This is a genomic window from Bradyrhizobium niftali, assembly GCF_004571025.1.
In the GTDB taxonomy this organism is placed as follows: domain Bacteria; phylum Pseudomonadota; class Alphaproteobacteria; order Rhizobiales; family Xanthobacteraceae; genus Bradyrhizobium; species Bradyrhizobium niftali.
The window spans coordinates 127,216-148,382 of sequence record NZ_SPQT01000014.1 but is presented as its reverse complement, the minus strand read 5'-3'; the positions used below and the strand labels follow the sequence as shown (position 1 = coordinate 148,382).

At 65.7% G+C, this 21,167-nt stretch carries 21 protein-coding genes and 1 pseudogene; 6 read left to right on the top strand and 16 right to left on the bottom strand.

The features are described from left to right. Nucleotides 1–119: 119 nt before the first annotated feature. Complete coding sequence (locus tag E4K65_RS23750; RefSeq protein WP_135176215.1) at nucleotides 120–1,217, bottom strand: quinone-dependent dihydroorotate dehydrogenase; 1,098 nt, start codon at nucleotides 1,215–1,217, stop codon at nucleotides 120–122. Beyond that, on the bottom strand, nucleotides 1,214–1,558 hold the full coding sequence (locus E4K65_RS23745) for a DUF952 domain-containing protein (RefSeq protein ID WP_027542355.1): 345 nt from the start codon (nucleotides 1,556–1,558) through the stop codon (nucleotides 1,214–1,216). The genes E4K65_RS23750 and E4K65_RS23745 overlap by 4 nt, the downstream gene beginning before the upstream one ends. Nucleotides 1,559–1,862: 304 nt before the next feature. On the opposite strand from E4K65_RS23745, the gene E4K65_RS23740 reads away from it, so the two are divergent. Next, nucleotides 1,863–2,516 (top strand): S24 family peptidase, encoded by a 654-nt coding sequence (locus E4K65_RS23740; RefSeq protein WP_135176214.1) that lies wholly within the window; start codon nucleotides 1,863–1,865, stop codon nucleotides 2,514–2,516. 89 nt (nucleotides 2,517–2,605) lie between these two features. Next, entirely contained in the window at nucleotides 2,606–3,358 is a 753-nt protein-coding gene (locus tag E4K65_RS23735; protein ID WP_167771077.1) for a carbonic anhydrase, read from the top strand. Between the two features lie 150 nt (nucleotides 3,359–3,508). Here E4K65_RS23735 and E4K65_RS23730 read toward each other — a convergent pair whose 3' ends face one another. From E4K65_RS23730 to E4K65_RS23710, 5 genes are all read right to left on the bottom strand, one after another. After that, entirely contained in the window at nucleotides 3,509–5,152 is a 1,644-nt protein-coding gene (locus E4K65_RS23730) for a lysine--tRNA ligase (RefSeq protein WP_135176212.1), read from the bottom strand. 216 nt (nucleotides 5,153–5,368) lie between these two features. Further along, entirely contained in the window at nucleotides 5,369–6,304 is a 936-nt protein-coding gene (locus E4K65_RS23725; protein ID WP_135176211.1) for an ABC transporter substrate-binding protein, read from the bottom strand. A 116-nt stretch (nucleotides 6,305–6,420) separates the two neighbouring features. Continuing rightward, complete coding sequence (locus E4K65_RS23720) at nucleotides 6,421–7,011, bottom strand: SCO family protein (RefSeq protein WP_135176210.1); 591 nt, start codon at nucleotides 7,009–7,011, stop codon at nucleotides 6,421–6,423. Nucleotides 7,012–7,035: 24 nt separating this feature from the next. Next, the gene (locus E4K65_RS23715) at nucleotides 7,036–7,230 is read right to left on the bottom strand and encodes a hypothetical protein (protein WP_135176209.1); all 195 of its coding nucleotides are present in this window, start codon (nucleotides 7,228–7,230) and stop codon (nucleotides 7,036–7,038) included. A gap of 110 nt (nucleotides 7,231–7,340) precedes the next feature. Further along, on the bottom strand, nucleotides 7,341–7,862 hold the full coding sequence (locus E4K65_RS23710; protein ID WP_027542345.1) for a hypothetical protein: 522 nt from the start codon (nucleotides 7,860–7,862) through the stop codon (nucleotides 7,341–7,343). 249 nt (nucleotides 7,863–8,111) lie between these two features. On the opposite strand from E4K65_RS23710, the gene E4K65_RS23705 reads away from it, so the two are divergent. The 4 genes from E4K65_RS23705 (at nucleotide 8,112) to E4K65_RS23690 (ending at nucleotide 11,699) form a co-directional block, all read left to right on the top strand. Next, nucleotides 8,112–9,770 carry an FAD-binding dehydrogenase gene (locus E4K65_RS23705; protein WP_135176208.1) on the top strand — a complete coding sequence of 553 codons (1,659 nt, stop codon included), beginning with the start codon at nucleotides 8,112–8,114 and terminating at the stop codon, nucleotides 9,768–9,770. Nucleotides 9,771–9,773: 3 nt separating this feature from the next. Continuing rightward, the gene (locus E4K65_RS23700; protein ID WP_135176207.1) at nucleotides 9,774–10,691 is read left to right on the top strand and encodes a CE1 family esterase; all 918 of its coding nucleotides are present in this window, start codon (nucleotides 9,774–9,776) and stop codon (nucleotides 10,689–10,691) included. 134 nt (nucleotides 10,692–10,825) lie between these two features. Beyond that, entirely contained in the window at nucleotides 10,826–11,176 is a 351-nt protein-coding gene (locus E4K65_RS23695; protein ID WP_135176206.1) for a RidA family protein, read from the top strand. 157 nt (nucleotides 11,177–11,333) lie between these two features. Beyond that, a complete protein-coding gene (locus E4K65_RS23690; protein WP_167771076.1) occupies nucleotides 11,334–11,699 on the top strand; it encodes a nuclear transport factor 2 family protein in 366 nt (121 codons plus the stop codon). Nucleotides 11,700–11,879: 180 nt separating this feature from the next. Here the strand turns inward: E4K65_RS23690 and E4K65_RS23680 are convergent, their stop codons facing one another. The 9 genes and pseudogenes from E4K65_RS23680 to E4K65_RS23640 all read right to left on the bottom strand — a co-directional run bounded on the left by E4K65_RS23680 (nucleotide 11,880) and on the right by E4K65_RS23640 (nucleotide 21,165). Then, a complete protein-coding gene (locus E4K65_RS23680) occupies nucleotides 11,880–12,728 on the bottom strand; it encodes an amidohydrolase family protein (protein ID WP_135176203.1) in 849 nt (282 codons plus the stop codon). Between the two features lie 3 nt (nucleotides 12,729–12,731). After that, a complete protein-coding gene (locus E4K65_RS23675) occupies nucleotides 12,732–13,709 on the bottom strand; it encodes an aldo/keto reductase (protein ID WP_135176202.1) in 978 nt (325 codons plus the stop codon). Nucleotides 13,710–13,801: 92 nt separating this feature from the next. Next, nucleotides 13,802–14,734, bottom strand: coding sequence for a sugar-binding protein (locus E4K65_RS23670; protein ID WP_135176201.1), 933 nt, complete (start codon nucleotides 14,732–14,734; stop codon nucleotides 13,802–13,804). A gap of 94 nt (nucleotides 14,735–14,828) precedes the next feature. Next, complete coding sequence (locus E4K65_RS23665) at nucleotides 14,829–15,911, bottom strand: ABC transporter permease (protein ID WP_027542337.1); 1,083 nt, start codon at nucleotides 15,909–15,911, stop codon at nucleotides 14,829–14,831. Continuing rightward, entirely contained in the window at nucleotides 15,911–16,669 is a 759-nt protein-coding gene (locus E4K65_RS23660) for an ATP-binding cassette domain-containing protein (RefSeq protein WP_135176200.1), read from the bottom strand. The genes E4K65_RS23665 and E4K65_RS23660 overlap by 1 nt, the downstream gene beginning before the upstream one ends. A 13-nt stretch (nucleotides 16,670–16,682) precedes the next feature. After that, on the bottom strand, nucleotides 16,683–18,005 hold the full coding sequence (gene xylA, locus E4K65_RS23655; protein ID WP_135176199.1) for a xylose isomerase: 1,323 nt from the start codon (nucleotides 18,003–18,005) through the stop codon (nucleotides 16,683–16,685). Beyond that, nucleotides 18,006–19,460 (bottom strand): xylulokinase, encoded by a 1,455-nt coding sequence (gene xylB, locus E4K65_RS23650; RefSeq protein WP_135176198.1) that lies wholly within the window; start codon nucleotides 19,458–19,460, stop codon nucleotides 18,006–18,008. Between the two features lie 80 nt (nucleotides 19,461–19,540). Then, the gene (locus E4K65_RS23645) at nucleotides 19,541–20,599 is read right to left on the bottom strand and encodes a LacI family DNA-binding transcriptional regulator (protein ID WP_135176197.1); all 1,059 of its coding nucleotides are present in this window, start codon (nucleotides 20,597–20,599) and stop codon (nucleotides 19,541–19,543) included. Nucleotides 20,600–20,702: 103 nt separating this feature from the next. After that, nucleotides 20,703–21,165: pseudogene (locus E4K65_RS23640) on the bottom strand (GNAT family N-acetyltransferase). Nucleotides 21,166–21,167: the final 2 nt, after the last annotated feature.

The window sequence follows — 21,167 nt, the reverse complement described above, 5'->3', positions numbered from 1 at the left end:
AAGACGTAGCCCGGATGGAGCGTAGCGTAATCCGGGGTCTTCGCATCCGGAGGACAGATTCCCGGATTGCGCTACGCTCCATCCGGGCTACGCAGCTGCATCCGGGGCACGAGACTGCTCTACATCCCCGGCCAGTCTTCCGCCGTCAGCGTCGCGGCATCCGCGCCGACGATGTCGGAGAGCGAATCCCGGCCGGTGCGCAGCAATGTCGAGGTGAGGTCGCGCTTGATCTCCTCGACGAGGCCGAGGCCCTTGTAGACCAGCGACGAATAGAGCTGGATCAGGCTCGCACCGGCGCGGATCTTCGTCAGCGCGGCGCCACCCGAATCGACGCCGCCGACGCCGACCAGCGGGAACGCGCCCTCGACGCGCACATAGGTCTCCGCGACCATGCGCGTCGACAGTCGGAACAGCGGCCGGCCCGACAGGCCGCCCTGCTCCTTCGCCCGCATCTGCTCGCGCAGCGTGCTCGGCCGCGCGATCGTCGTGTTCGACACGATCATGCCGTCGACCCGGCGCGAGCGCGCGACCTGCACGACGTCATCGAGCTGGGCAAGGCTCAGATCCGGCGCGATCTTCAGCAGCACCGGCGTATCGCCGGCCTTCTGGCGCACCCGCTCGCGCGCGTCGATCACCCTTGCGAGGAGGTCGTCGAGCAGCGCGCCTTCCTGCAGATTGCGCAGGCCCGGCGTGTTCGGCGAGGAGACGTTGATGGTGAAATAGCTCGCGACCGGCGCAAAGGCCTCGATCAGCTTGACGTAATCCGCAACGCGGTCCGGCGAATCCTTGTTGGCGCCGACATTGACGCCGACGATGCCACCGTGCTGCGCGCGCGCGGCGAGCCGGCGCAGCGCGACATCCGCGCCGTCATTGTTGAAGCCCATGCGGTTGATGACGGCCTCGTCGCGCTCGAGCCGGAACAGCCGCGGCCGTGGATTGCCGCTTTGCGGCTTCGGCGTCACCGAGCCGATCTCGACGAAGCCGAAGCCGAGGCGCAGCAGCGCATCCGGCACCTCCGCGCTCTTGTCGAAGCCCGCGGCCATGCCGATCGGATTGGCAAAGTTGAGCCCGAAGGCGCGCACCGCGAGCTTCGGATCGTCAGCGCGCGGCTTGACCGGCGGCAGGAAGCGCAGGCCCTGGATCGCGAGGCGATGCGCGTCCTCCGGATCGAGCCAGCGCAGCACCGGCAGCGAAAGAGCATCGAAGGCGCGGATCACGGGGCAAGCTCCGGCACGTCGTGGCCGCCGTCCGAGCGCATGTTGAGGCTCGCCACCGAGATGACGGCGCCGACATCGAGCTCGCCATAGAGATGCGGAAACAGCTCCTCATTGCGCGAGCGCTCCCAGCGCAATTCGCTGCCGAGCGCATCGCCGTCGACCTCGACCAGGAACAGCGCGCGCTGCCCGAAATAATGCTTGCGCAAGGTCTCGGGAACCTGGGCGGCCGTCGAGAAATGGATGAAACCGTCGCGCGCGTCGTCCGCGCTGCCGCGGTACACGCCCTGCCGTTCCGCCTCGCGCCAGGCCGAGGCCGGACAGATTTTGTAGATCTTGACCACCTGATGTGGAGCCCTGTTTGCTCTTTGAGTCAGCTCTTTGAGTCTCTTGGGGTTTTTCGTCTCTTGCGGGTCTCAAAACCCGGCGCGACCGTAAAGGCGGCCCCTTCCGAACTCAAGACTTAGAGCCTATTCCGTTCCGATGAAATCGGAACGGGGTCTAAATTCTTGTTTTGACGCGGTTTCTTGACGCAAACCGGCATCGACCTTCGCTTGAAAACGCTTTCGCCGCCGCCTCTTGCGCGAAAATCGGAAAACCGGTTGATTTGAGGACAGTTTTCCTGAGTTGCGACGGGCTGGACCTTCCATGGTCAGGCAGGCCAAAGCGCAGAGGATACTAACTCACGACCAGATCTGGGTCGCGCTGGATCGGCTGGCGGCGCGTGCCGGGCTGTCTCCGTCCGGCCTCGCCAAGCGGGCCGGGCTCGACCCCACCACTTTCAACAGGTCCAAGCGGATCACCTCGGACGGCCGCGAGCGCTGGCCCTCGACCGAATCGATCGCGAAAGCGCTGACAGCGACCGGCGCCTCGATCGACACCTTTGCAAGACTGATCGACGACGAGGCGGGCGACGCCCGCTCGGTACCGCTGCTCGGCTTCGCACAGGCCGGCGCGAGCGGCGCTTTCGACGAGGCCGGCCGTCCATCCGGCAAGGGCTGGACCGAGGTCGCGCTTCCCATCGCCGAGGACAGGCAAACATTTGCGCTGGAGATTGCCGGCGATGCGCTTGCCCCGACCTATCGCGACGGCGACATCATCCTGGTCTCACCCGGCACACCGATCCGCAAGGGGGATCGCGTCGTGGTGAAGACCAAGGCGGGCGAGGTCACGGTCGCAACCTTGAAGCGCCGCACGGCAAAGGCGGTGGAATTGCAGCCGCTCGATGCCTCGCAAGCCGAGCGGACGATGGCGGTGAGCGACGTCGGCTGGATCGCGCGGATCGTGTGGGCGCGCCAATAGGTTCGCGGCGAGATCGCCGTTGCGACTCACCGCGCCTCTCGCCTAGGTTGCGCGCGCATCGCCAATCAAATTCATCTTGGGGGAATATGATGAATCGCCGTCACGCATTGAAGGCCCTCGCGGGCCTCGCGCTTTGTCCGGTCTGCAAGCCGGCCTTCGCCGCCGAAGGCGTGCATTGGAGCTATGAAGGCGCCGGTGCTCCCGCCAAATGGGGCGATCTCGACGCGGCCAACAAGGCCTGCGCGGTCGGCCTGCAACAATCGCCGATCGACATCGAGGCGACGATCAAGTCGCAATTGCCGATGTTGAAGCTGAACTGGGGAATGAGCGCCGACACCATCGTCAACAACGGGCACACGATCCAGCTCAACTTCGCCGAAGGCAGCACGCTCACGCTCGGCGACGTCAAATACAAGCTGCTCCAGGTGCACTTCCACCGGCCGAGCGAGCACATGATCGGCGGCAAGAATTTTCCGATGGAGGCGCATTTCGTCCATCGCAACGATGCCGGCGGTCTCGCGGTGGTCGGCGTGCTGATGGCCGAGGGCAAGCCGAACGCGGCCTTTGGCAAGATCGTCAAGACCATGCCGGCGGCGGAAGGGCCCGCGGTGAAAGCCGATGCGAGCATCGATCCCCACGCCATGCTGCCAACGAGGCTCAGCTACTTCCGCTATCCCGGTTCGCTGACGACACCGCCCTGCTCGGAAGTGGTCGAATGGCTGCTGCTGGCCACCCCGATCCAGGTCGCGGCCGCCGACGTCGCCGCCTTCGCAAAGCTCTATCCGATGAACGCGCGCCCGGTGCAGAAGGACAACCGCCGCTACGTGCTGCGCTCGATCTGATCGGCGCGTCACTCTGCGAGCCCGCCGCACTATGCAATGTCATTCCCCGCGAAAGCGGGGAAGCCAATACGCCGCGGCCTCTCGGCTTATAACAAAAGCCTCTGGAATACTGGATCGTCCGCCTTCGCGGACGATGACACCGAGGGTGCGCTACGCGCTCCGCGCCAGCGCGCCGTCGATCATGTTGACCGCGTTCTGCACGCCGTACACCGCGACGAAGGAGCCGAAGCGCGGGCCCTTCTCCTGGCCGAGCAGCACCTGGTAGAGCATGTTGAACCAGTCGAGCGTGACGCCCGGACGGCCGTCCTTGCCCTTCTTGACCTGGTCGAGGAACGGCTCGCGGCGGCCGATCTCGTAGACGACGTTCTGGATGTCCTCAGCCGACGCATCCTGCGGCAACTGCGACAGCGCATCGCGCAGATCCTGGAGCGCCGCGCGTTCGATCTCGGTCGGCTCGCGGAACTGCTTCGTCGGCGCCACGAAGTCGCGGTAATAGTTGATGGCGTAGCCGACCATCGCGTCGAGCTTCGGATGCGTCTGCGGGCTCACGCCGGGACGATAGCGGCCGATGAAGCCCCACAGGGTCTCTGCGTTCTCCGCATTCGACGACGACACCAGCGTCAGCAGCAGTTGGAACGTCACGGGCATGTCGCCCTGTGGCGGCTTGCCGTGATGGATGTGCCAGACCGGATTGCCAAGCTGCTGCTTGCCATCCTGCTTGGGAAAGCCATCAATGAATTGCTGATAGTCGTCGACCTGGCGCGGGATGACGTCGAAAAACAGCCGCTTCGCCGCCTTCGGCTCGCGGTACATGAACAGTGACAGCGATTCCGGCGAAGCGTAGCGCAGCCATTCGTCGATGGTGAGGCCGTTGCCCTTCGACTTCGAGATCTTCTGGCCCTTCTCGTCGAGGAAGAGCTCGTAGTTGAAGCCCTCGGGCGGCGTGGCGCCGAGCGCCCTGGCGATCGCGCCGGACAGCTTCACGGAATCGATCAGGTCCTTGCCGGCCATCTCATAGTCGACGCCGAGCGCGACCCAGCGCATCGCCCAGTCGGCCTTCCACTGGCACTTGACGTTGCCGCCGGTGACGGGCGTCTCGACCTCTTCGCCGCTGTCCGGATCGACATAGGTCACCGTGCCCGCGGCGACGTCGCGGCGGATCATCGGCACTTGCAGGACGACGCCTGACGTCTTGCTGATCGGCAGGAACGGCGAATAGCTCGCACGGCGATCGGGCCCAAGCGTCGGCAGGATGATGTCCATGATCTTGTCGTAGGCGGCAAGCATCTTGAGCAACGTCGCGTCGAAGCGGCCGGACTTGTAATAGACGGTCGAGCTTGCGAACTCGTAGTCGAAACCGAAATGATCCAGGAATGCGCGCAAGCGCGCATTGTTGGCGTCACCGAACGACGGATGCTCGTTCGAGAACGGGTCAGGCACCGCCGTGAGCGGCCGCCCCAGATATTGCGCCAAGAGATCCTTGTTCGGCACGTTGTCGGGCACTTTCCGAAACCCGTCCATGTCGTCGGAGAAGGCGAGCAGGCGCGTCTTGATCTTGTCCTCGGTCAGCACGCGGAAGGCATGGCGCACCATCGAGGTGCGCGCGACCTCGCCGAACGTGCCGATATGCGGCAGCCCCGAGGGCCCATAGCCGGTCTCGAACAGCACCTCGTCCTTCGGGCTTTTCTTCAGCCGCGCGACAATGGCCTTCGCCTGCTCGAACGGCCAGGCGTTGGATTGTTCGGCGAGCGCACGCAGGTCGCTCGGGTTCGCGGCAAGATCGATAACGGACATCAGGGGCCTCCGGGCCGCGGAAAATAGCGATTTCCGGGCAGAATGCAATTTTGTGGGTGGTATTGCCTCTCGCACCGTCATTGCGAGCGACTTGTCCGCCGTAGCTCAAAGAGCGAAGGCGGAAGCGAAGCAATCCAGACTGTCACTGCGGAAACAGTCTGGATTGCTTCGTCGCAAGGGCTCCTCGCAATGACGGCGGAGGGAGCAGCGACGCAGCTAAAACGGGCTCACCGAAAAATACCGCAGCCACAGATCGGTGTAGCGGCCTTTTTCCCAGACGCGGAACAGGGCCCAGTTCAGGGCCTGGCGCAGCACGTCGTTGCCCTTGCGCACGGCGATGCCGATGCCCTCGCCGAAGAAGCGGCTCTCGACGAAGGGACCGCCGGAGAAGGCGCAGCAATCGCCCGAATCCGTGCCGTTGATCCAGAAGGCGAGCGAGATGGCGTCGCCGAAGATGAAGTCGACCTCGCCCTTGCGAAGTGCGGCGCGCATCGCGTCGTCGTTGGGATAGGGGTGCAGCTCGGCGTCGGTGAACATCGCCTTGAGATAGGCCTCATGCGCGGAGCCGCCGATCACGCCCACCTTCTTGCCCTCGAGATATTCCGGGCGGATCTCCGGCATCACCGCATCCTTGCGCGAGGCGAAGCGCGCCGGCACGCGGTAATAGGGATCGGAGAAGTCGACGCGGGCACGAAGCTGCGGGCTCACCGCCATCGAGGCGATGATGGCATCGCCCCGGTTCGAGGTGAGCGCGTCGACCAGCGTCTCGAAGCGGCGCATCTGCACCGTGCAGGTGACCTTGATCTCCTCGCAGAGCGCGCGGGCGAGATCGACGTTGAAGCCGGCCGGATTGCCGTCGGCGCCGGTGTAGTTGAACGGCGGATAGTCGGTCTCGGTCAAGAAACGGATCACGGTCAGGCGCGACAGGTCCGGCCGCTCCGGACGCCGCCGCGGGTCCCAGAAGCCGGGCACCGCCTGGGGGGCCGCCTGGGGCGCGACCTGCGGGGTGGCCTGAGGCGCCGCCGGTGGCTGCTTGGCCGGGGCCTGCGCCTTCGCGCCGGGCAGGGCTGCGAACAGGCAGGCGCCGACGGCCAGCCCTGTCAGCAAGCCACGGGCAGATTTGGACGATTTCGCCTGTTGCGATGGAGCCATCGGCCGGAAATGAACGAATTTCGTTGGGATCGGAGGCCTTATAGACCATCCGCCCGGGAACGCGAGCGCCGATTGCAGGCACGGTGAAGGCCGGGCGGTCTTTGGCGGAGGGTAGATCAGAGATACCGCTTCAGCTCGACCGCGGCCTCTTCCGGCGTCCGTTTCAGGTTGAACGGCGAGACGAAGCGGCCGTCGCGGTCCATCAGATAGATCAGCGCGGTGTGGTCCATGGTGTAGTCGCCGTCCTTGGTCGGGACCTTCTTGGCATAGACCCGGTAGGAGGTGATCACCTTGGCGGTCTCGGCGGGATCGCCGCTGAGGCCCTCGAGATGCGGATCGAAGCTCGACAGATAGTCCTTCATCGCCGCCGGCGTGTCCCGCTCGGGGTCGACCGAGATGAAGATGGCGTTGACCTTGTCGGCGTCCCTGCCCATCGCGCGCAGCACTTCCGAGATCTCGAACAGCGAGGTCGGGCAGACGTCGGGGCAATGGGTGTAGCCGAAGAAGATCAGGGTCGGCTTGCCCTTCAGGCTCTTGTCGGTGACGGCCTTGCCGTTCTGGTCGGTGAGCTGGAACGGGCCGCCGATCGCAGCCGGCTGCGCCACCTTGCTGACCCCGCCCATGGCCCAGAACATGATCAGCAGCCCGACGACAAGGCTTGCGGCGAAGGCGGTCGCGATCACCAGCGGGCGGGCGGCGGAGCTCATGGGCGGACGACTTCCTGTCGGGGGTCAGAAGCAGGCAATGAAGCCGGTCCTGATCATTTCGAAGAACACCTGGGTGCCGTAGTGGAACCACAGCGCCAGCGCGCCGATCACGACCAGACCGCCGACACCTGTGCCAGCCAACAGCAGCACGGACGGCGTCCGGTCGGCAGTGGACGAATTGTCCTGTAGCGGATGGGCCGGGCGCACTGGTTGAGCCATGACAATGATCGGGGCGAAGGCCCCGGTTCCCAGGCTTTCAGATAAGCTTTAGCCCGCCTGCGGGCAAGGCGCCGCTGGCGGGCTGAAACAAACCCGTCGTGCCGAGGATGTCAGTGCAGGAGCTGGCCCCGGGCGGACTCAAGCTCGTCCGATTGCGGGAGAGACCGGCGCGTCGGCTTGATCGTCGAGGCCTGTGCGTCCATGTAGCAGGGCTTGTACATGGCCTGAAGCTGCTTGCCCCTCAGGAAAAGCATGTGCGGGGTCAGGCCGCCGCGCTGGTTGATCCAGCGCCTCACCTGCGAGGGGTACATCGCATAAAGCATCTGGGTTGCTTCGGAATTGGTGACGGCGCGGCCATTGGCGCCGAAATCCCAGGCGGCGTGGAAGCCCAGCGTCGCGCTCGAGGTCACGCAGATGCGGTCGCGCGGGATGGCGCCAAGGACGATGGTGCAGGCGGAGGCGCAGAGGCCGTCGATGATGACGGTTTCGCCTGATTGCCGCAGGTCCTGATATTTGTCGACGTAGGTTCCGATCCGGCCGCCGCGGTCATCCGCGATCCGGACCACCGCGTGAGAAGCCCCCATGCAAGCGATCAGCACAACCGCGGCCAGCAACCCCGTCAGAAACTTCATTGTCCCCCGCCCCAGTCGAATTCGAATCTGCGCGTCAGGTGGTGATGCACGGCTAGCGTCCGTCGTAACCAAGGTTTTGTCTAGGCAGGCCGGCTCGCTCAAAACAAATTCAAATCCAGTGTTGCGTCCGCGCTGCACTTGGCCGGGCTCTATCTCAAAGTGGAACAAGTTAATGATGTCTTACGCGCCACACCCTTGATCTCAGTAACAACCGCTGGCTTCAATCCGGGCAACTACAGGGGGGAACTTATGGCTGAACAGACAGACGTCATCGTTGTCGGCGCCGGACTATCCGGCCTCGTGGCCGCAACCGAGATCGCGGATGCCGGCAAGCGCGTGATCGTGGTCGACCAGGAAGGCGAGCAGTCGCTCGGTGGCCAGGCGTTCTGGTCGTTCGGCGGGCTGTTCCTGGTCGATTCGCCGGAGCAGCGCCGGCTCGGCATCAAGGATTCCTTCGAGCTCGCGATGCAGGACTGGCTTGGAACCGCCGGCTTCGACCGCGACGAGGATCACTGGCCGCGCAAATGGGCCGAGGCCTATGTGGCGTTCGCGGCCGGCAAGAAGCGTGACTGGCTGCGCGCGATGGGGCATCGCATATTCCCCGTGGTCGGCTGGGCCGAGCGCGGCGGCTATGACGCGATGGGCCACGGCAATTCGGTGCCGCGCTTCCACGTCACCTGGGGAACCGGGCCCGGCATCGTCGAGCCGTTCGAGCGCCGCGCGCGCGAGGCGATGAAGAGCGGCCGCCTGACCTTCAAATTCCGCCACCGCGTCGACGCATTGTCCATCACCAATGGCACGGTGGATGGCGTCGGCGGCGCCGTTCTCGCGCCTGACGACGTCGAGCGCGGCAAGAGTTCCTCGCGCAATGTCATCGGGGAGTTTGCACTGAAGGCGCAGGCCGTGATCGTCGCCTCCGGCGGCATCGGCGGCAATCACGAGCTGGTGCGGCAGAACTGGCCCAAGCGACTTGGCGAGCCGCCGAAATTCATGATCTCCGGCGTGCCCGAACATGTCGACGGCCGCATGATCGGCATCACGGAGAAGGCGGGCGCGCGGCTGATCAACCGCGACCGCATGTGGCATTATGTCGAGGGCATCCAGAACTGGTCACCGATCTGGCCACGCCACGGCATCCGCATCCTGCCGGGGCCCTCGTCCATGTGGTTCGACGCCACGGGCACGCGGCTGCCGGCGCCGCTGTTCCCCGGCTCCGATACGCTCGGCCAGCTCAAATACATCATGTCGACGGGCTATGATTATTCCTGGTTCATCCTGACCCAGAGCATCATCAAGAAGGAGTTCGCGCTGTCGGGCTCGGAGCAGAACCCTGACCTCACCGGCAAGAGCTGGCGCATGACGCTGCGCCGCGCCACCAACAAGGGCGCGCCGGCGCCGGTAGAAGCATTCAAAAGCCATGGTGTCGACTTCATCGTGCGTGACAAGATCGACGATCTCGTTGCGGCCATGAACAAGCTCGCCGGCAGTGACCTCCTCAGGCTCGAGCACATCAAGATGCAGATCGAGGCGCGCGACCGCGAGATCGCCAATCCCTACGTCAAGGATGCGCAGGTGATGAACATCCACAATGCGCGCCGCTATATCGGCGACAAGCTGATCCGCACCGCCTCCCCGCACCGCATCCTCGATCCCGCACACGGACCGCTGATCGCGGTCAAGCTCAACATCCTCACCCGCAAGACGCTCGGCGGCTTCGAGACCGATCTCGACTCGCGCGTGTTCGGCAGCGAGGGCAGCGTCATTCCCGGCCTCTACGCGGTCGGCGAAGCAGCGGGCTTCGGCGGCGGCGGCGTGCACGGCTATCGCTCCCTCGAAGGCACTTTCCTCGGCGGCTGCCTGTTCTCGGGCCGCAACGCGGGCCGCGCGGCGGCGAAGACGGTGGGGTAGATCGTGCGGCGGTGGATGCATATCGGGGCGCTTCTCGCCGGCTTCGCCGCCGCCCCGGCGGCGTCGGCCGACACCATCGACGTCAACGGCGTGATGCGGTCCTACACCGTGCAACTGCCGGCGAAGCGACTTGTGCCGCTGGTGGTCGTGCTGCATGGCAAGACCCAGCGCGGCGCCGACATGGTTGCACGGACGGCGTGGCCCCAGGTCGCAAAGCGCGAAGGTTTCGCGGTGGTCTTTCCGGACGGGCTCAACCATGCCTGGGCCGATGCGAGGACGAAGGCGGGACCAGCGCTCCGTGGCCCGCCCGAGGGCACCGACGACGTCGCCTTCATCGCGAAGCTCGTCGAGAAACTGGTGGCGAACGGCACGGCCGACCCTGGCCGCGTCTATGTCGCCGGCATCTCCAATGGCGGTGCCATGGCGATGACGCTTGCCTGCGCGCGCGCCGATCTGTTTACGGCCGGTGCGAGCGTGATCATGAACCTCACCGACGAAGCCGCGGTCACGTGCCATCCGTCGCGGCCGCTGCCGATGCTGATCATGAACGGCACGGCCGACCCGCTGGTGCCCTACGAGGGCGGACGCGGATCGGGCTATTTTGCCGCAGACGGATTCTGGTCGACCGAGGAGACGCTGGCATTCTGGCGCAAGCTCAACGGCTGCGAGGCCGATGATGCCACCGTGACCGAAATGCCCGACAGGGTGCCCGCGGACCAGTCCACGGTCACGCGGATCGCCTCGCGCTGCCCCAGGGGGCACGACGTCGTGCTCTATCGCGTCAACCATGGCGGGCATCGCATGCCCGGCTTCGCTCCGGACGCCCGCTTCCCCAAGGTCGCAACCAGCCTGCTCGGGCCACAGAACAGCGACATCGACGGCGCCGAGACGATCTGGACGTTCTTCAGTCAGTTTCCTTAGGGAATGCGCATGCGTGCCCGGCAACGCATGCGTGCCTGGCAACGCATGCGTGCCTGGCAACGCATGCGTGCCTGGGGTGGCTGAGCGCGGGGGGCTGCGCTAGACAGGGCCGCCATTCCACCAGGAGATCCCAAATGAGCATTCAGCGTTTTGAAGCCGGCCCGCGCATGAGCCAGGTCGTCGTGCACGGCAACACCGTCTATCTCGCCGGTGTCGTCGCCAACAAGGCCGGCGGCGAAAGCGTGACGAAGCAGACCCAGGACATCCTGGCGACGATCGACGGCCATCTCGCCAAGGCCGGCACCGACAAGTCGAAGCTGCTCTCGGCCACGATCTACATCACCGACATGAAGACGTTTGGCGAGATGAACGCGGTGTGGGACGCCTGGGTCTCCCCCGGCAACACCCCGGCCCGCGCCACCGTCGAAGCCAAGCTGGCGGCGCCGCAATACACCGTCGAGATCATGGTGACGGCGGCGAAGTAATCTTCGCGAACCAGTCGCATGCCAATGGAGCGCGATGAGACCATCATCGCGCTTCATTTTTTTGCGCACGCCGATGACCTTGGAGGTAATCGATCAGCACGCGCAAACCTTCGATAGTGACGAGCAGCCGAACACGGCGTCACCGAAGGAGAGTACCATGACCGACCACGTCACCATTGCCCGCCGCTACATCGAGCTCTGGAACGAGCGCACGACAAGCCGCCGGCGCGAACTGCTCAGCGAGAACTGGGCGGCGGATGCGAGCTATGTCGACCCGCTGATGAAGGGCGACGGCCAGGACGGCATCGACGCGCTGATCGCGGGCGTGCAACAGCGCTTTCCCGATTTCAAGTTCAAGCTGATCGGCGAGCCCAACGGCTACGGCGATCAACTGCGCTTCAGCTGGGGCCTTGGCCCTGACGGCGTCGACAGCCCGATCAAGGGCACCGATTTCGCCGTGCTGAAGGACGGCCGCATCAGCAGCATCACCGGATTTCTGGACCAGGTGCCCGCGGGCGCGTGAGGTGCGAGCGTTCCCTCAAACTCTGTCGTCGTCCCGGCGCAGGCCGGGACCCATAACCCCAGGGCGTGGTTTGGCGAAGATTCGTCGTTCGGTGCTGCTGCCTGGGGCAACCCGAGAGATCACGCGGTATGGGTCCCGGCCTGCGCCGGGACGACACCTTTGGTTCGGCACGAGCTTCACTCATGCAACCGTCAACCGATACGCAGCTTTCGCATTCACGCCGAACGCCTTCTCGCGCACACTGGAGCCTAGCTTCGCCAGACACGCCTCCAGCGCGCCCTTGATCTCGCCGTAGCTGCCCGCAAGCAGGCACACCGGCCAGTCGGAGCCGAAGATCAGGCGATCCTCACCGAAGCAATTTGCGGCGTGCTGGACGAACGGAAACAGCCGCTCCGCATCCCAATCATTCCACTTCGCCTCCGTCGCGAGCCCGGAGATCTTGCACCAGACATTGCCGCAGGCGGCGAGCGCCTTGATGCGATCGGCCCATTCGGCGCTTCCGCCAGAAGCGATCGGCGGCTTGGCGGCATGGTCGAGCACGAAGCGCGCGTTGGGAAAGGCCTGCGCGGTTGCGATCGCCGCCGGCAATTCGCGGGTGCGGACGAGGAAATCGTAAGTGAGATCGCGGGCGAACAATGCGGTGAGCCCGCGCTGGACGTCCTCGCGGAGCAGCCAATCGGGATCGGCCTCGTCATGGACCTGGTGGCGGATTCCGACCAGCTTGTCGCCGCCCGGCCCTGCGCGCAGCCGGTCGAGCGTGTCACCAAGCGCGGCATCGGTCAGATCGACCCAGCCGACCACGCCGACGACGAAGGGCGTTGCATGCGCGATGCGCAAAAATTCCTCAGTCTCCTCCAGTGCGGAGCGGCACTGCACCACGATGCTCGCATCGATGCCATTCGCTTTCAGAAGTGGCGCGAGATCGGCGGGCCCGAAGGGCCGGCGGATCGGCGCGAGTTCTGCCGCGTCCATCCAGGGATAGTCGGCACGCGCCGGATCCCAGAAATGCTGGTGGGCGTCGACGATCATGGCTCACGCTCCACCCGGCAGCGGCGCCCGCGCGTCGACGAGTTTCCGCGCACGCAACTCCTGCCAGAAGGCCGGCGGCACCGGCGCCTGCGACATCGCGATGTTGTCGGCGACCTCGGCGGCATTGCGCGCGCCCAGCACGGCGACCGTCACGGCCGGATGGGCCATGCAGAACTGGAGCGCGGCGGCCTTCAGCTCGGTCCCGTGCTTGCGACAGAGCGCGTCGAGCTCGAGCGCCCTCGCGACCAGCGCCGCGTCGGCATCCTCATAGTTGAACTTCGCGCCGGTGCGGGGGTTGGCCAGAATGCCGCTGTTGTAGATGCCACCGAGCAGGATGCCGATGTTCTTGGCCTGACAAAGAGGAAACAGCGCATCCAGCGCGCCCTGGTCGAGCAGCGTGTAGCGGCCGGCGAGCAGGAAGCAGTCCACCGGCACGGTTTCGGCAAAACGGGCCAGCATCTCCGACTGGTTCATGCCGGCGCCGATCGCCTTGACCGTGCCCTCCGCGCGCAGGCGCTGGAGCGCGCGGAAGGCGCCGGCGACGGCGTCGTCGTAATGATCGTCGGGATCATGCACGAGCAGGACATCGACGCGGTCGAGCCCGAGGCGCAGCAGGCTCTCCTCGACCGAGCGCATCACCCCGTCATGAGAGAAGTCGAACACCGGCCGCTCGCGCTGACCGCTCTTGTAGTGATCGTCCTCGCCGGCAGCGCCATCGGGCGCGCGCAGCAGGCGGCCGACCTTGGTCGAGATGACGTAGGAGTCGCGCGGCTGTTGCCGCAGGAATGCGCCGAGCCGACGTTCCGCGAGACCAAAACCGTAGAGCGGCGCGGTGTCGTAGAAGCGGATGCCGGCCGACCAACCCCGTTCGAGCGTCGCTTGCGCATCGGCATCGCTGACCGGTGCAAACAATCCACCGAGCGGGGCGGAGCCGAGGCCGATTGACGTGACATCAAGGGGGCCGAGCCGCGACCGTTTCATCCCAATTTCCTTCCGGTAGCCTAAATCACCTCTCCCGCTTGCGGAAACCGCAAGCGGGAGAGGCACGCAGGAGCGCGGGGCTGGTGGCGCTCCTACTTCAGCATCTGCGCAACGTTGTCCTTCGTCACGAGATCGAGGCCGGTATAGATGACCTCCGGCACCTTCCCACCCTTCTTGATGGCGAGCAGCGTGTCCATCGACTTCTCGCCCATTTCGAACGGGCGCTGGCCGGTGAGGGCGTTGGAGTAGCCGTCGCGCAGCAGCTCAAGCTGCATCTTCAGCGTATCGGCGACGACGAGCGTGAACTTGCCGGCGTCGATGTCCTTCTTGTTCTTGTTGACGAAGGCCTTGTAACCTTCGGGTGCAAACATCGGCCAGCCGCCGATCGGCACGATGGCGCCGAGATCCGGCGTCGCCGTGCGCAAATCGGCCATCTGCTGGATCGCGAGCGCGGGATCGTCGTTGCAGAAGGTCGGAGAGCCCTGGACCTCGACCCACTTCGTTCCCTTGAGCGACTCACGGACGCCGTCGACACGCTCGGCAAGGTTCTTCGCGCCGGGACCGCCGGATACGATCGCATACTTGCCGCCTTCGGGCTTGAGCTGGGCCAATTGCTTGCCGAGCGCCAGACCGAAGTCCTTGTTGTTGGTGCCGATATAGGCGATGCGCTTGGAGCCCGGCGCGTCCGCATCGAAGGTGATGACGGGAATGCCGGCCGCCGTTGCTGCCTCGATCGACTTGGTCATGGCCGCGACGTCGGCAACCGAGATCGCGAGCCCATCCACCTTCTGCGTGACGAAGTCCTGGATGATCTGCGCCTGCGTCGCCGGCTCGTGTTCGACCGGTCCCTTGTAGATGCACTCAACGTTGCCGAGTTCCTTGGCTCGCTTCAGGCAGCCGTCGCGCGCCACGTCGAAGAACGGATTGTTCATCGCCTTGGGCACGATGGCGAACTTGTAGGTCTGGGCAAATGCCGGGGTCGCCATCATCGCGATGGTCACGCCGGCCAACAGAAGCTTCTTCATTACTTTCCCTCCACACTTTGTTGCCTATCCATTTGTGATGCGATGGTCCGGCAGGCGGATAGACGATGTTTCGTTGTCCTTCCGGATTAACTCGTTAAGTCATGCGCGAGCGGATACGGTCGACCAGCACGGCAAGGATGATGATCACGCCCACCAGCGTCTGCTGCCAATAGGAGTTGACCTGCGCGAGCACGAGGCCGTTACGGATCACTTCGAGCAACACACAGCCGACGATGGCACCGAGCGGACCGCCGATGCCGCCGGCCAGATTGGCGCCACCGATCACGGCGGCCGCTATCACGTTGAGCTCGTAGGAGGTGGCCATGTTGGCCGGCGCCGAACCGAGCCAGCCGGAGATGATGATGCCCTGGAGGCCTGCGGCGAGCGCGCAGATCACATAGACCTCGATCTTCACACGCACCACCGGGATGCCGGTGAGTTCAGCCGCCTTCTCGTTGCCGCCGAGTGCGAAGACGTGGCGGCCGAACGAGGTGTGGTGCAGCACCACCGCCATCGTCAGCGCGAGGATCACGAGATAGATGAAGGGCGCAGGCACGCCAAGCACGTCGCCCGAGGTGAGCGCATAGAAGTAATCGGCGTCCGGCCCGCCCGGAAAGCTGCCGCGGCCGTTGGAGACGACATAACCGAGGCCGCGCACAATCGAGAGCATGCCAAGCGTGGTGACGAAGGGCGACAGCCCGAGCACCGCGATGCAGAAGCCGTTGACGAGCCCGACGAGAAACGCGACCGCGAGCCCCGCAACGATCGAGACGACCAGGATCAGGCCCGGCAGATTCGCCACCACGGTCTTGCCGTCGGCCGCGAGGTGCACGAACAGCGACGCGCCGGGCATGCCTGGCGTCGAGAGGCCCGACATGACCATCGATGTGATCATGGCGGAGAAGCACATCAGCGAGCCGACTGAGAGATCGATACCACCGGTAATGATGACGAAGGTGACGCCCAGGGTGGCAATGGCGATAAAGGAAAAGTTCTTCGCCACGTTCTGCATATTGCCCTGGGTGAAGAAATAGGGGCTGGCAAAATGCATCACGACCATCAGCACCAGGAGCGCTAGCAGGACGTATCCGGTCTGGGAGGCGAAGATGCCACGCCGCCACCATTTGATCTCGCCGACATTCGAGAAGCTTACCGGGGATTCCAACTGCATGGCCATTACGCCGCCTCCTTCGCGCCGGTGATAAGGGCGGTGACTTCCTCGGGGGACGTCGTATGGATCGCCTTGTCGGCGCGCTTCTCGCCGCGGCGCATGACGATCACGCGGTCGCACACCGCGAACACGTCGGGCATGCGGTGCGAGATCAACATGACCGCGACGCCCTGCTCCTTCAGCCGGTGAATCAGGCTCAGCACCTGCTCGACCTGGCGGACCGAGATCGCAGCGGTCGGCTCGTCCATCATCACCAGCCTCGCATTTGAGAGCCGCGTCCGCGCGATCGCGACCGCCTGGCGCTGGCCGCCCGACATCTGCTTGACGAGATCGTAGGGCCGCGTTTCCGATCGCAGCTCGCCGAACAATTCCAGCGCACGCGCCGCCATCGCCTTGTGGTCGAGCAAGGCAAGCGGGCCAAACTTGCGCTTCAGCTCGCGGCCGAGAAACACGTTGGCGGCCGCGGTCAGATTGTCGGCCAGTGCAAGGTCCTGATAGACCACCTCGATGCCGACCGTGCGGGCATCGATCGGCCGATTGAAATGGACCGCGCTGCCGGCAAAGCGGATCTCGCCATGGCTGGGGCGGAAATTGCCGGCGATGATCTTGACCAGCGTCGACTTGCCCGCGCCGTTGTCGCCCATCAGGCCGACCACCTCGCCAGGGAAGACCTGCATGTCGACGTCATGCAGCGCGCGAATCGCGCCGAACTCCTTGCCGATGCCGGAGAGTTGGAGCACCGGCGCTGCTTCAGCATTTGTCATCAGCGGGCCTTCCTCAGACATAGCGGTTGACCAGGGATTCCAGATATTCCTGCCGTCCCGAGCGCGGCTGCGGGTCGAAGCCGGAGCCGAGCGCACGATCGGCGAGATCGGCGAGCGAGCGCTGGCCGCCGAGAATGGCGCGGCCCTCGGGGCTCGCCCATCCTTCGTAGCGCTTGGTAAGCGGCGCGGAGAGGGCGCCCGCATCGAGCATGTCGGCGGCGGCGAGGAGGGCGCGCGCGCAGGCGTCCATCGAGCCGACATGGGCGTGGATCAGATCGTCGGGGTCGATCGACTGACGCCGGATCTTGGCGTCGAAATTGAGCCCGCCGGAGGTGAAGCCGCCGCGGTTCAGGATCTCGTGGAACACCAGTGCAAGCTCCGGCACGTTCATCGCGAACTGGTCGGTGTCCCAGCCGAGCAGATCGTCGCCACGGTTGACGTCGAGCGAGCCGAACACGCCGAGCGCCTCGGCGAGCGCGACCTCGTGATGGAAGGAATGGCCGGCGAGGATGGCGTGGTTCTGCTCGATGTTGAGCTTGACGTCCTTGAGGAGATCGTAGCGCGCGAGGAAGCCGTAGCAGGTGGCGACGTCGAAATCATATTGATGCTTGGTCGGCTCCTTCGGCTTCGGCTCGATCAGGATCGGGCCCTTGAAGCCGATCTTGTGCTTGTGCTCGACGACCAGCGAGACGAAGCGGCCGAGCTGGTCGAGCTCGCGCTTGAGATCGGTGTTGAGCAGCGTCTCGTAGCCCTCGCGCCCGCCCCACAGCACATAGTTCTGGCCACCCAGCCGGTGCGTCACCTCCAGCGCGGCACGGACCTGGCCGGCGGCATAGGTGAAGATGTCAGGGTCCGGGTTGGTCGCGGCGCCCGCCATGTAGCGGCGATGCGTGAACAGATTGGCGGTTCCCCACAGCAACCGGACTTTGGCGGAGGCCATCTTCGCTTCGAACAGATCGGCGATCGCGTTGAGGTTGGCGACGGACTCCGCGAGCGAAGCACCTTCGGGCGCCGCATCGACGTCGTGGAAGGTGAAGAAGGGCACGTCAAGCAGGCGGAACAGCTCGAAGGCGACGTCGGCCTTGGCCCGTGCCTGCGCCATCGCATCGGTGCCGTGATGCCAGGGCCGCATGAACGTCTCGCCGCCGAAGGGATCGCCGCCCGGCCAGCAGAAGGAGTGCCAGTAGCAGACCGCAAAGCGCAGGTGATCCTCGAGCCGGCGGCCATGGACGAGGCGATCCTTGTCGTACCAGCGGAAGGCGGGCGCCTGTCCGGCATCCTGGCCGGCGAAGGCGACAGGCGTGCTTGCCTCGAAGAATTTGGCTGACGCGTTCACTTAAGCGGACTCCTTCAACGCGGGATAAAGCGCGCGCCAGCGACGATAGGCATCGTCATAGGCGGCGGTGACGGATGCGCGGGGCGCGAAACTCGCGAGTCGGCGCGGGCGCGTGCAAACTTCGGCGGGATCTTCACCGGTGGCGGCAAGGCGCCCGAGCCGCGCGGCGCCGAGCGCGGCCCCCACCTCGCCTTCCTCGACGCGATGGACGGAAATGCCGAGCACGTCGGCGCAGATCTGGGCCCAGAGCGGCGAGCGCGAGCCGCCGCCGACCAGATCGACTTCCACGATCGGCGCGCTCGCCGCGCTCAGTGCCGCCAGATTGTCGCGCGCGGCGAAGGCGACGCCTTCGAGCACGGCCTGCACGATCTCGCCGCGCCCGGTCGCGCCGCGCAAACCGACGAAGGCGCCGCTGGCGGCGGCATCGTTGTGCGGCGTGCGCTCGCCGTCGAGATAAGGCAGGAACTTGATCGGGCTCGGCCCATCGACACGCTCGCCGAGCGGCGCCAGCAGCGCTGCGGCCGGCGTCTCCATCACGCCGGAGAGCCAGGCGAGCGAGGCCGCCGCCGACAGCATCACGCCCATCTGGTGCCAGAGCCCGGGCAGCGCGTGACAGAAGGCATGCACGGCTGAAGCCGGCGCCGGTGCAAAGCGATCGGTGACGCGGAACACCACACCTGAAGTTCCCAGCGACAGAAACGCATCTCCGGGTGCGATGGCGCCGAGCCCGATCGCGCTCGCCGCGCAGTCGCCGGCGCCGCCGGCCACCACGACACCTTTCGCCATGCCCCAGCGCTGCGCCAGGTCCGGCGCGAGCACAGCACTGACTTCGCTGCCTTCGACGAGGCGCGGCATGTGGCGCAGATCGAGCCCGGTGGCCTGCAGCAGAGTCTCCGACCAGCGGCGCTGGCCGACGTCGAGCCACAGCGTACCGGCGGCATCCGACATGTCCTCGACCATTTCGCCGGTGAGGCGATAGCGGACATAGGCCTTCGGCAGCAGCACTTTTGCGACGCGCTCGAAGATGTCCGGCTCATGCCGCGCGACCCAGAGCAGCTTTGGCGCGGTGAAGCCGGGCATCGCGAGATTGCCGGCGATGGCGTGCAGTGACGGACAGCGTCGCTCGAGCTCGGCGCATTCGGCCTGCGAGCGGCCGTCGTTCCAGAGGATCGCCGGGCGCAATGGGCGGCCGTTCTCGCCCAGCAGCGTCGCACCATGCATCTGGCCGGATAGTCCGATGCCGGCTACCCGCGCGACCTCACGCGGATGGCGGGATGCGAGATCATCGACCGCGCCGGTCGCCGCGTCGACCCAGGCGTCGGGATCCTGCTCGGACCACAGCGGCGCGGGATGCGACAGCGCAAGCTCGCGCGCCGCCGTCGCGAGAATCGCGCCGGCTTCGCTCACGAGCACCGCCTTCACACCGGACGTGCCGATGTCCATTCCGAGATACACGCCATCCCTCCCATTCACCTCGCAGCGTGCGATCTTGCGTCGCCTTCCCCGCCACGGGCCATTTCGAAAATCGCCTGCCGCTAGGGCAGATTGTCCCGCATCACGATGTCGATCCTGATCTTCTCCTGTTCGCGCAAGATCGGCTCGCCGCGGGCGAGCGCAAGCAGCACGCGTACGGCGGCGCGCGCCTCATGTCCTGGGTTCTGCGAGATCGCGGCATCCATCACGCCCTGCAACAGCAGCCGGCGCGTCAGCGCCGTGACGTCGTGCCCGACGAACACCACCTGCTTGTCGCGGCCGGCGTCGCTCAACGCTTTGGCGACGCCTTGCGTGCCGGCGCCGACGTTATAAAGGCCGACAATGTCAGAATGCCTGCCTAACAGCCGGGCCAGCAGCTGCTCCGAACGCTCGTCCTCGTCGCGCCCTTCCAGCACCGGCAGCACGGCGAGACCAGGGAATTCCGACGCCATCACCTGGTTGAAGCCGAAAATGCGCTCGGCGTGATCGCGCAGGCCCTGCGAGCCGGCGACGATGGCAACCTTGCCGGACCGGCCGCCGACCAGCCGACCGACCAGCGCACCGGCGGTGCGCCCCGCGGCAATGTTGTCGATGCCGACATAATGGTGGCGCCGCGACGTCGGCACGTCCGACACCAGCGTGACCACTTTGGTGCCGGCGTCGACGAGATCGTTGATCGCGGCGCGGACGCCGGGATGATCCAGCGCCACCACGGCGACGCCGTCGTAATCGCCGAAGAGTGTCTCCAGCGAAACCGCGAGCACGGAGGGATCGAACACGTCGGTTGCGACCATCTCGACACTCAGGCGACGTGCCGAGAGCCACGCCGACATCTCGCCGAGATAGGCCTCGATCTGCTGCATGAACGGGTTCGGTCCGGACGGCATCACGAAGGCAAAGCGGCGGGCGCGGCCGCGGGCGAGCTCTGCGGCGGCCACATGCGGCTGGAAGGAGTTGCGCTCGATGGTCTCTTTGACGCGCCGGACCGTGTCCGGCCGCACACCCGGGCGATTATGCAGGACCCGGTCCACGGTCGCCAAGCTCACGCCGGCCTCGCGCGCGATGTCCTTCAGGGTCAGCGCGGTGGCAGTGAGCGTGTCTGAGTAGCTCTCTTGGGCCATGGCTGAAGGCTAGCAGATGTGTTTTGAGGTACGCAACTCATTTTGAGGGGCGTGTCGGATTTTTCGAGCCCCGGTTGCACCGGGCCCCACCTCGTCGGCGGCCTCAGCTGCCGCTCAGATCCAGCGTCAGGAACAGGCTGTTGGGATCCTCGACATAGCCCTCGAACGGGCCGCAGCGGACGAAGCCGTGCGCCCGGTACAGCGCGTGAGCCGGCCTGAAATAGTCCCACGAGCCGGTCTCGAGGCTGAGCCGTGTCAAGTCGCGCGCGGGCTTCACTGATGATGTGGCGGAGCATCTGGCCGCCAAAGCCGCGCCGCCGCGTGGTCTGAAGCGTATGCATCGACTTCACCTCGCCATGGGCGGCCGAAAGTGTCTTCAGCGCGCCGGTGGCGACCAGCGTCTCGCCATCCCATCCGGTCCAGAACGCGACGTCGCTCGCGCGAAGGCCTACCAGATCGAGCGCATGGGCGCTGCCCGGCGCGGTCTGCGCCCGCGCTGCCGTGACATGATGGTCGAGCAGCGCGATCACGCGCGGATCGAACGTGTCGCCGGTCCGGATCTGCATCG

What these genes read in the sequence shown, in the direction of transcription:
- E4K65_RS23705 (WP_135176208.1), top strand. Translation starts at nt 8,112, where the DNA reads ATGGCTGAACAGACAGACGTCATCGTTGTCGGCGCCGGACTATCCGGC.
- E4K65_RS23680 (WP_135176203.1), bottom strand. Translation starts at nt 12,728, where the DNA reads ATGATCGTCGACGCCCACCAGCATTTCTGGGATCCGGCGCGTGCCGAC.
- E4K65_RS23730 (WP_135176212.1), bottom strand. Translation starts at nt 5,152, where the DNA reads ATGTCCGTTATCGATCTTGCCGCGAACCCGAGCGACCTGCGTGCGCTC.
- E4K65_RS23665 (WP_027542337.1), bottom strand. Translation starts at nt 15,911, where the DNA reads ATGGCCATGCAGTTGGAATCCCCGGTAAGCTTCTCGAATGTCGGCGAG.
- E4K65_RS23740 (WP_135176214.1), top strand. Translation starts at nt 1,863, where the DNA reads ATGGTCAGGCAGGCCAAAGCGCAGAGGATACTAACTCACGACCAGATC.
- E4K65_RS23725 (WP_135176211.1), bottom strand. Translation starts at nt 6,304, where the DNA reads ATGGCTCCATCGCAACAGGCGAAATCGTCCAAATCTGCCCGTGGCTTG.
- E4K65_RS23645 (WP_135176197.1), bottom strand. Translation starts at nt 20,599, where the DNA reads ATGGCCCAAGAGAGCTACTCAGACACGCTCACTGCCACCGCGCTGACC.
- E4K65_RS23695 (WP_135176206.1), top strand. Translation starts at nt 10,826, where the DNA reads ATGAGCATTCAGCGTTTTGAAGCCGGCCCGCGCATGAGCCAGGTCGTC.
- E4K65_RS23670 (WP_135176201.1), bottom strand. Translation starts at nt 14,734, where the DNA reads ATGAAGAAGCTTCTGTTGGCCGGCGTGACCATCGCGATGATGGCGACC.
- E4K65_RS23675 (WP_135176202.1), bottom strand. Translation starts at nt 13,709, where the DNA reads ATGAAACGGTCGCGGCTCGGCCCCCTTGATGTCACGTCAATCGGCCTC.
- E4K65_RS23735 (WP_167771077.1), top strand. Translation starts at nt 2,606, where the DNA reads ATGAATCGCCGTCACGCATTGAAGGCCCTCGCGGGCCTCGCGCTTTGT.
- E4K65_RS23710 (WP_027542345.1), bottom strand. Translation starts at nt 7,862, where the DNA reads ATGAAGTTTCTGACGGGGTTGCTGGCCGCGGTTGTGCTGATCGCTTGC.
- E4K65_RS23690 (WP_167771076.1), top strand. Translation starts at nt 11,334, where the DNA reads ATGACCGACCACGTCACCATTGCCCGCCGCTACATCGAGCTCTGGAAC.
- E4K65_RS23715 (WP_135176209.1), bottom strand. Translation starts at nt 7,230, where the DNA reads ATGGCTCAACCAGTGCGCCCGGCCCATCCGCTACAGGACAATTCGTCC.
- E4K65_RS23720 (WP_135176210.1), bottom strand. Translation starts at nt 7,011, where the DNA reads ATGAGCTCCGCCGCCCGCCCGCTGGTGATCGCGACCGCCTTCGCCGCA.
- E4K65_RS23660 (WP_135176200.1), bottom strand. Translation starts at nt 16,669, where the DNA reads ATGACAAATGCTGAAGCAGCGCCGGTGCTCCAACTCTCCGGCATCGGC.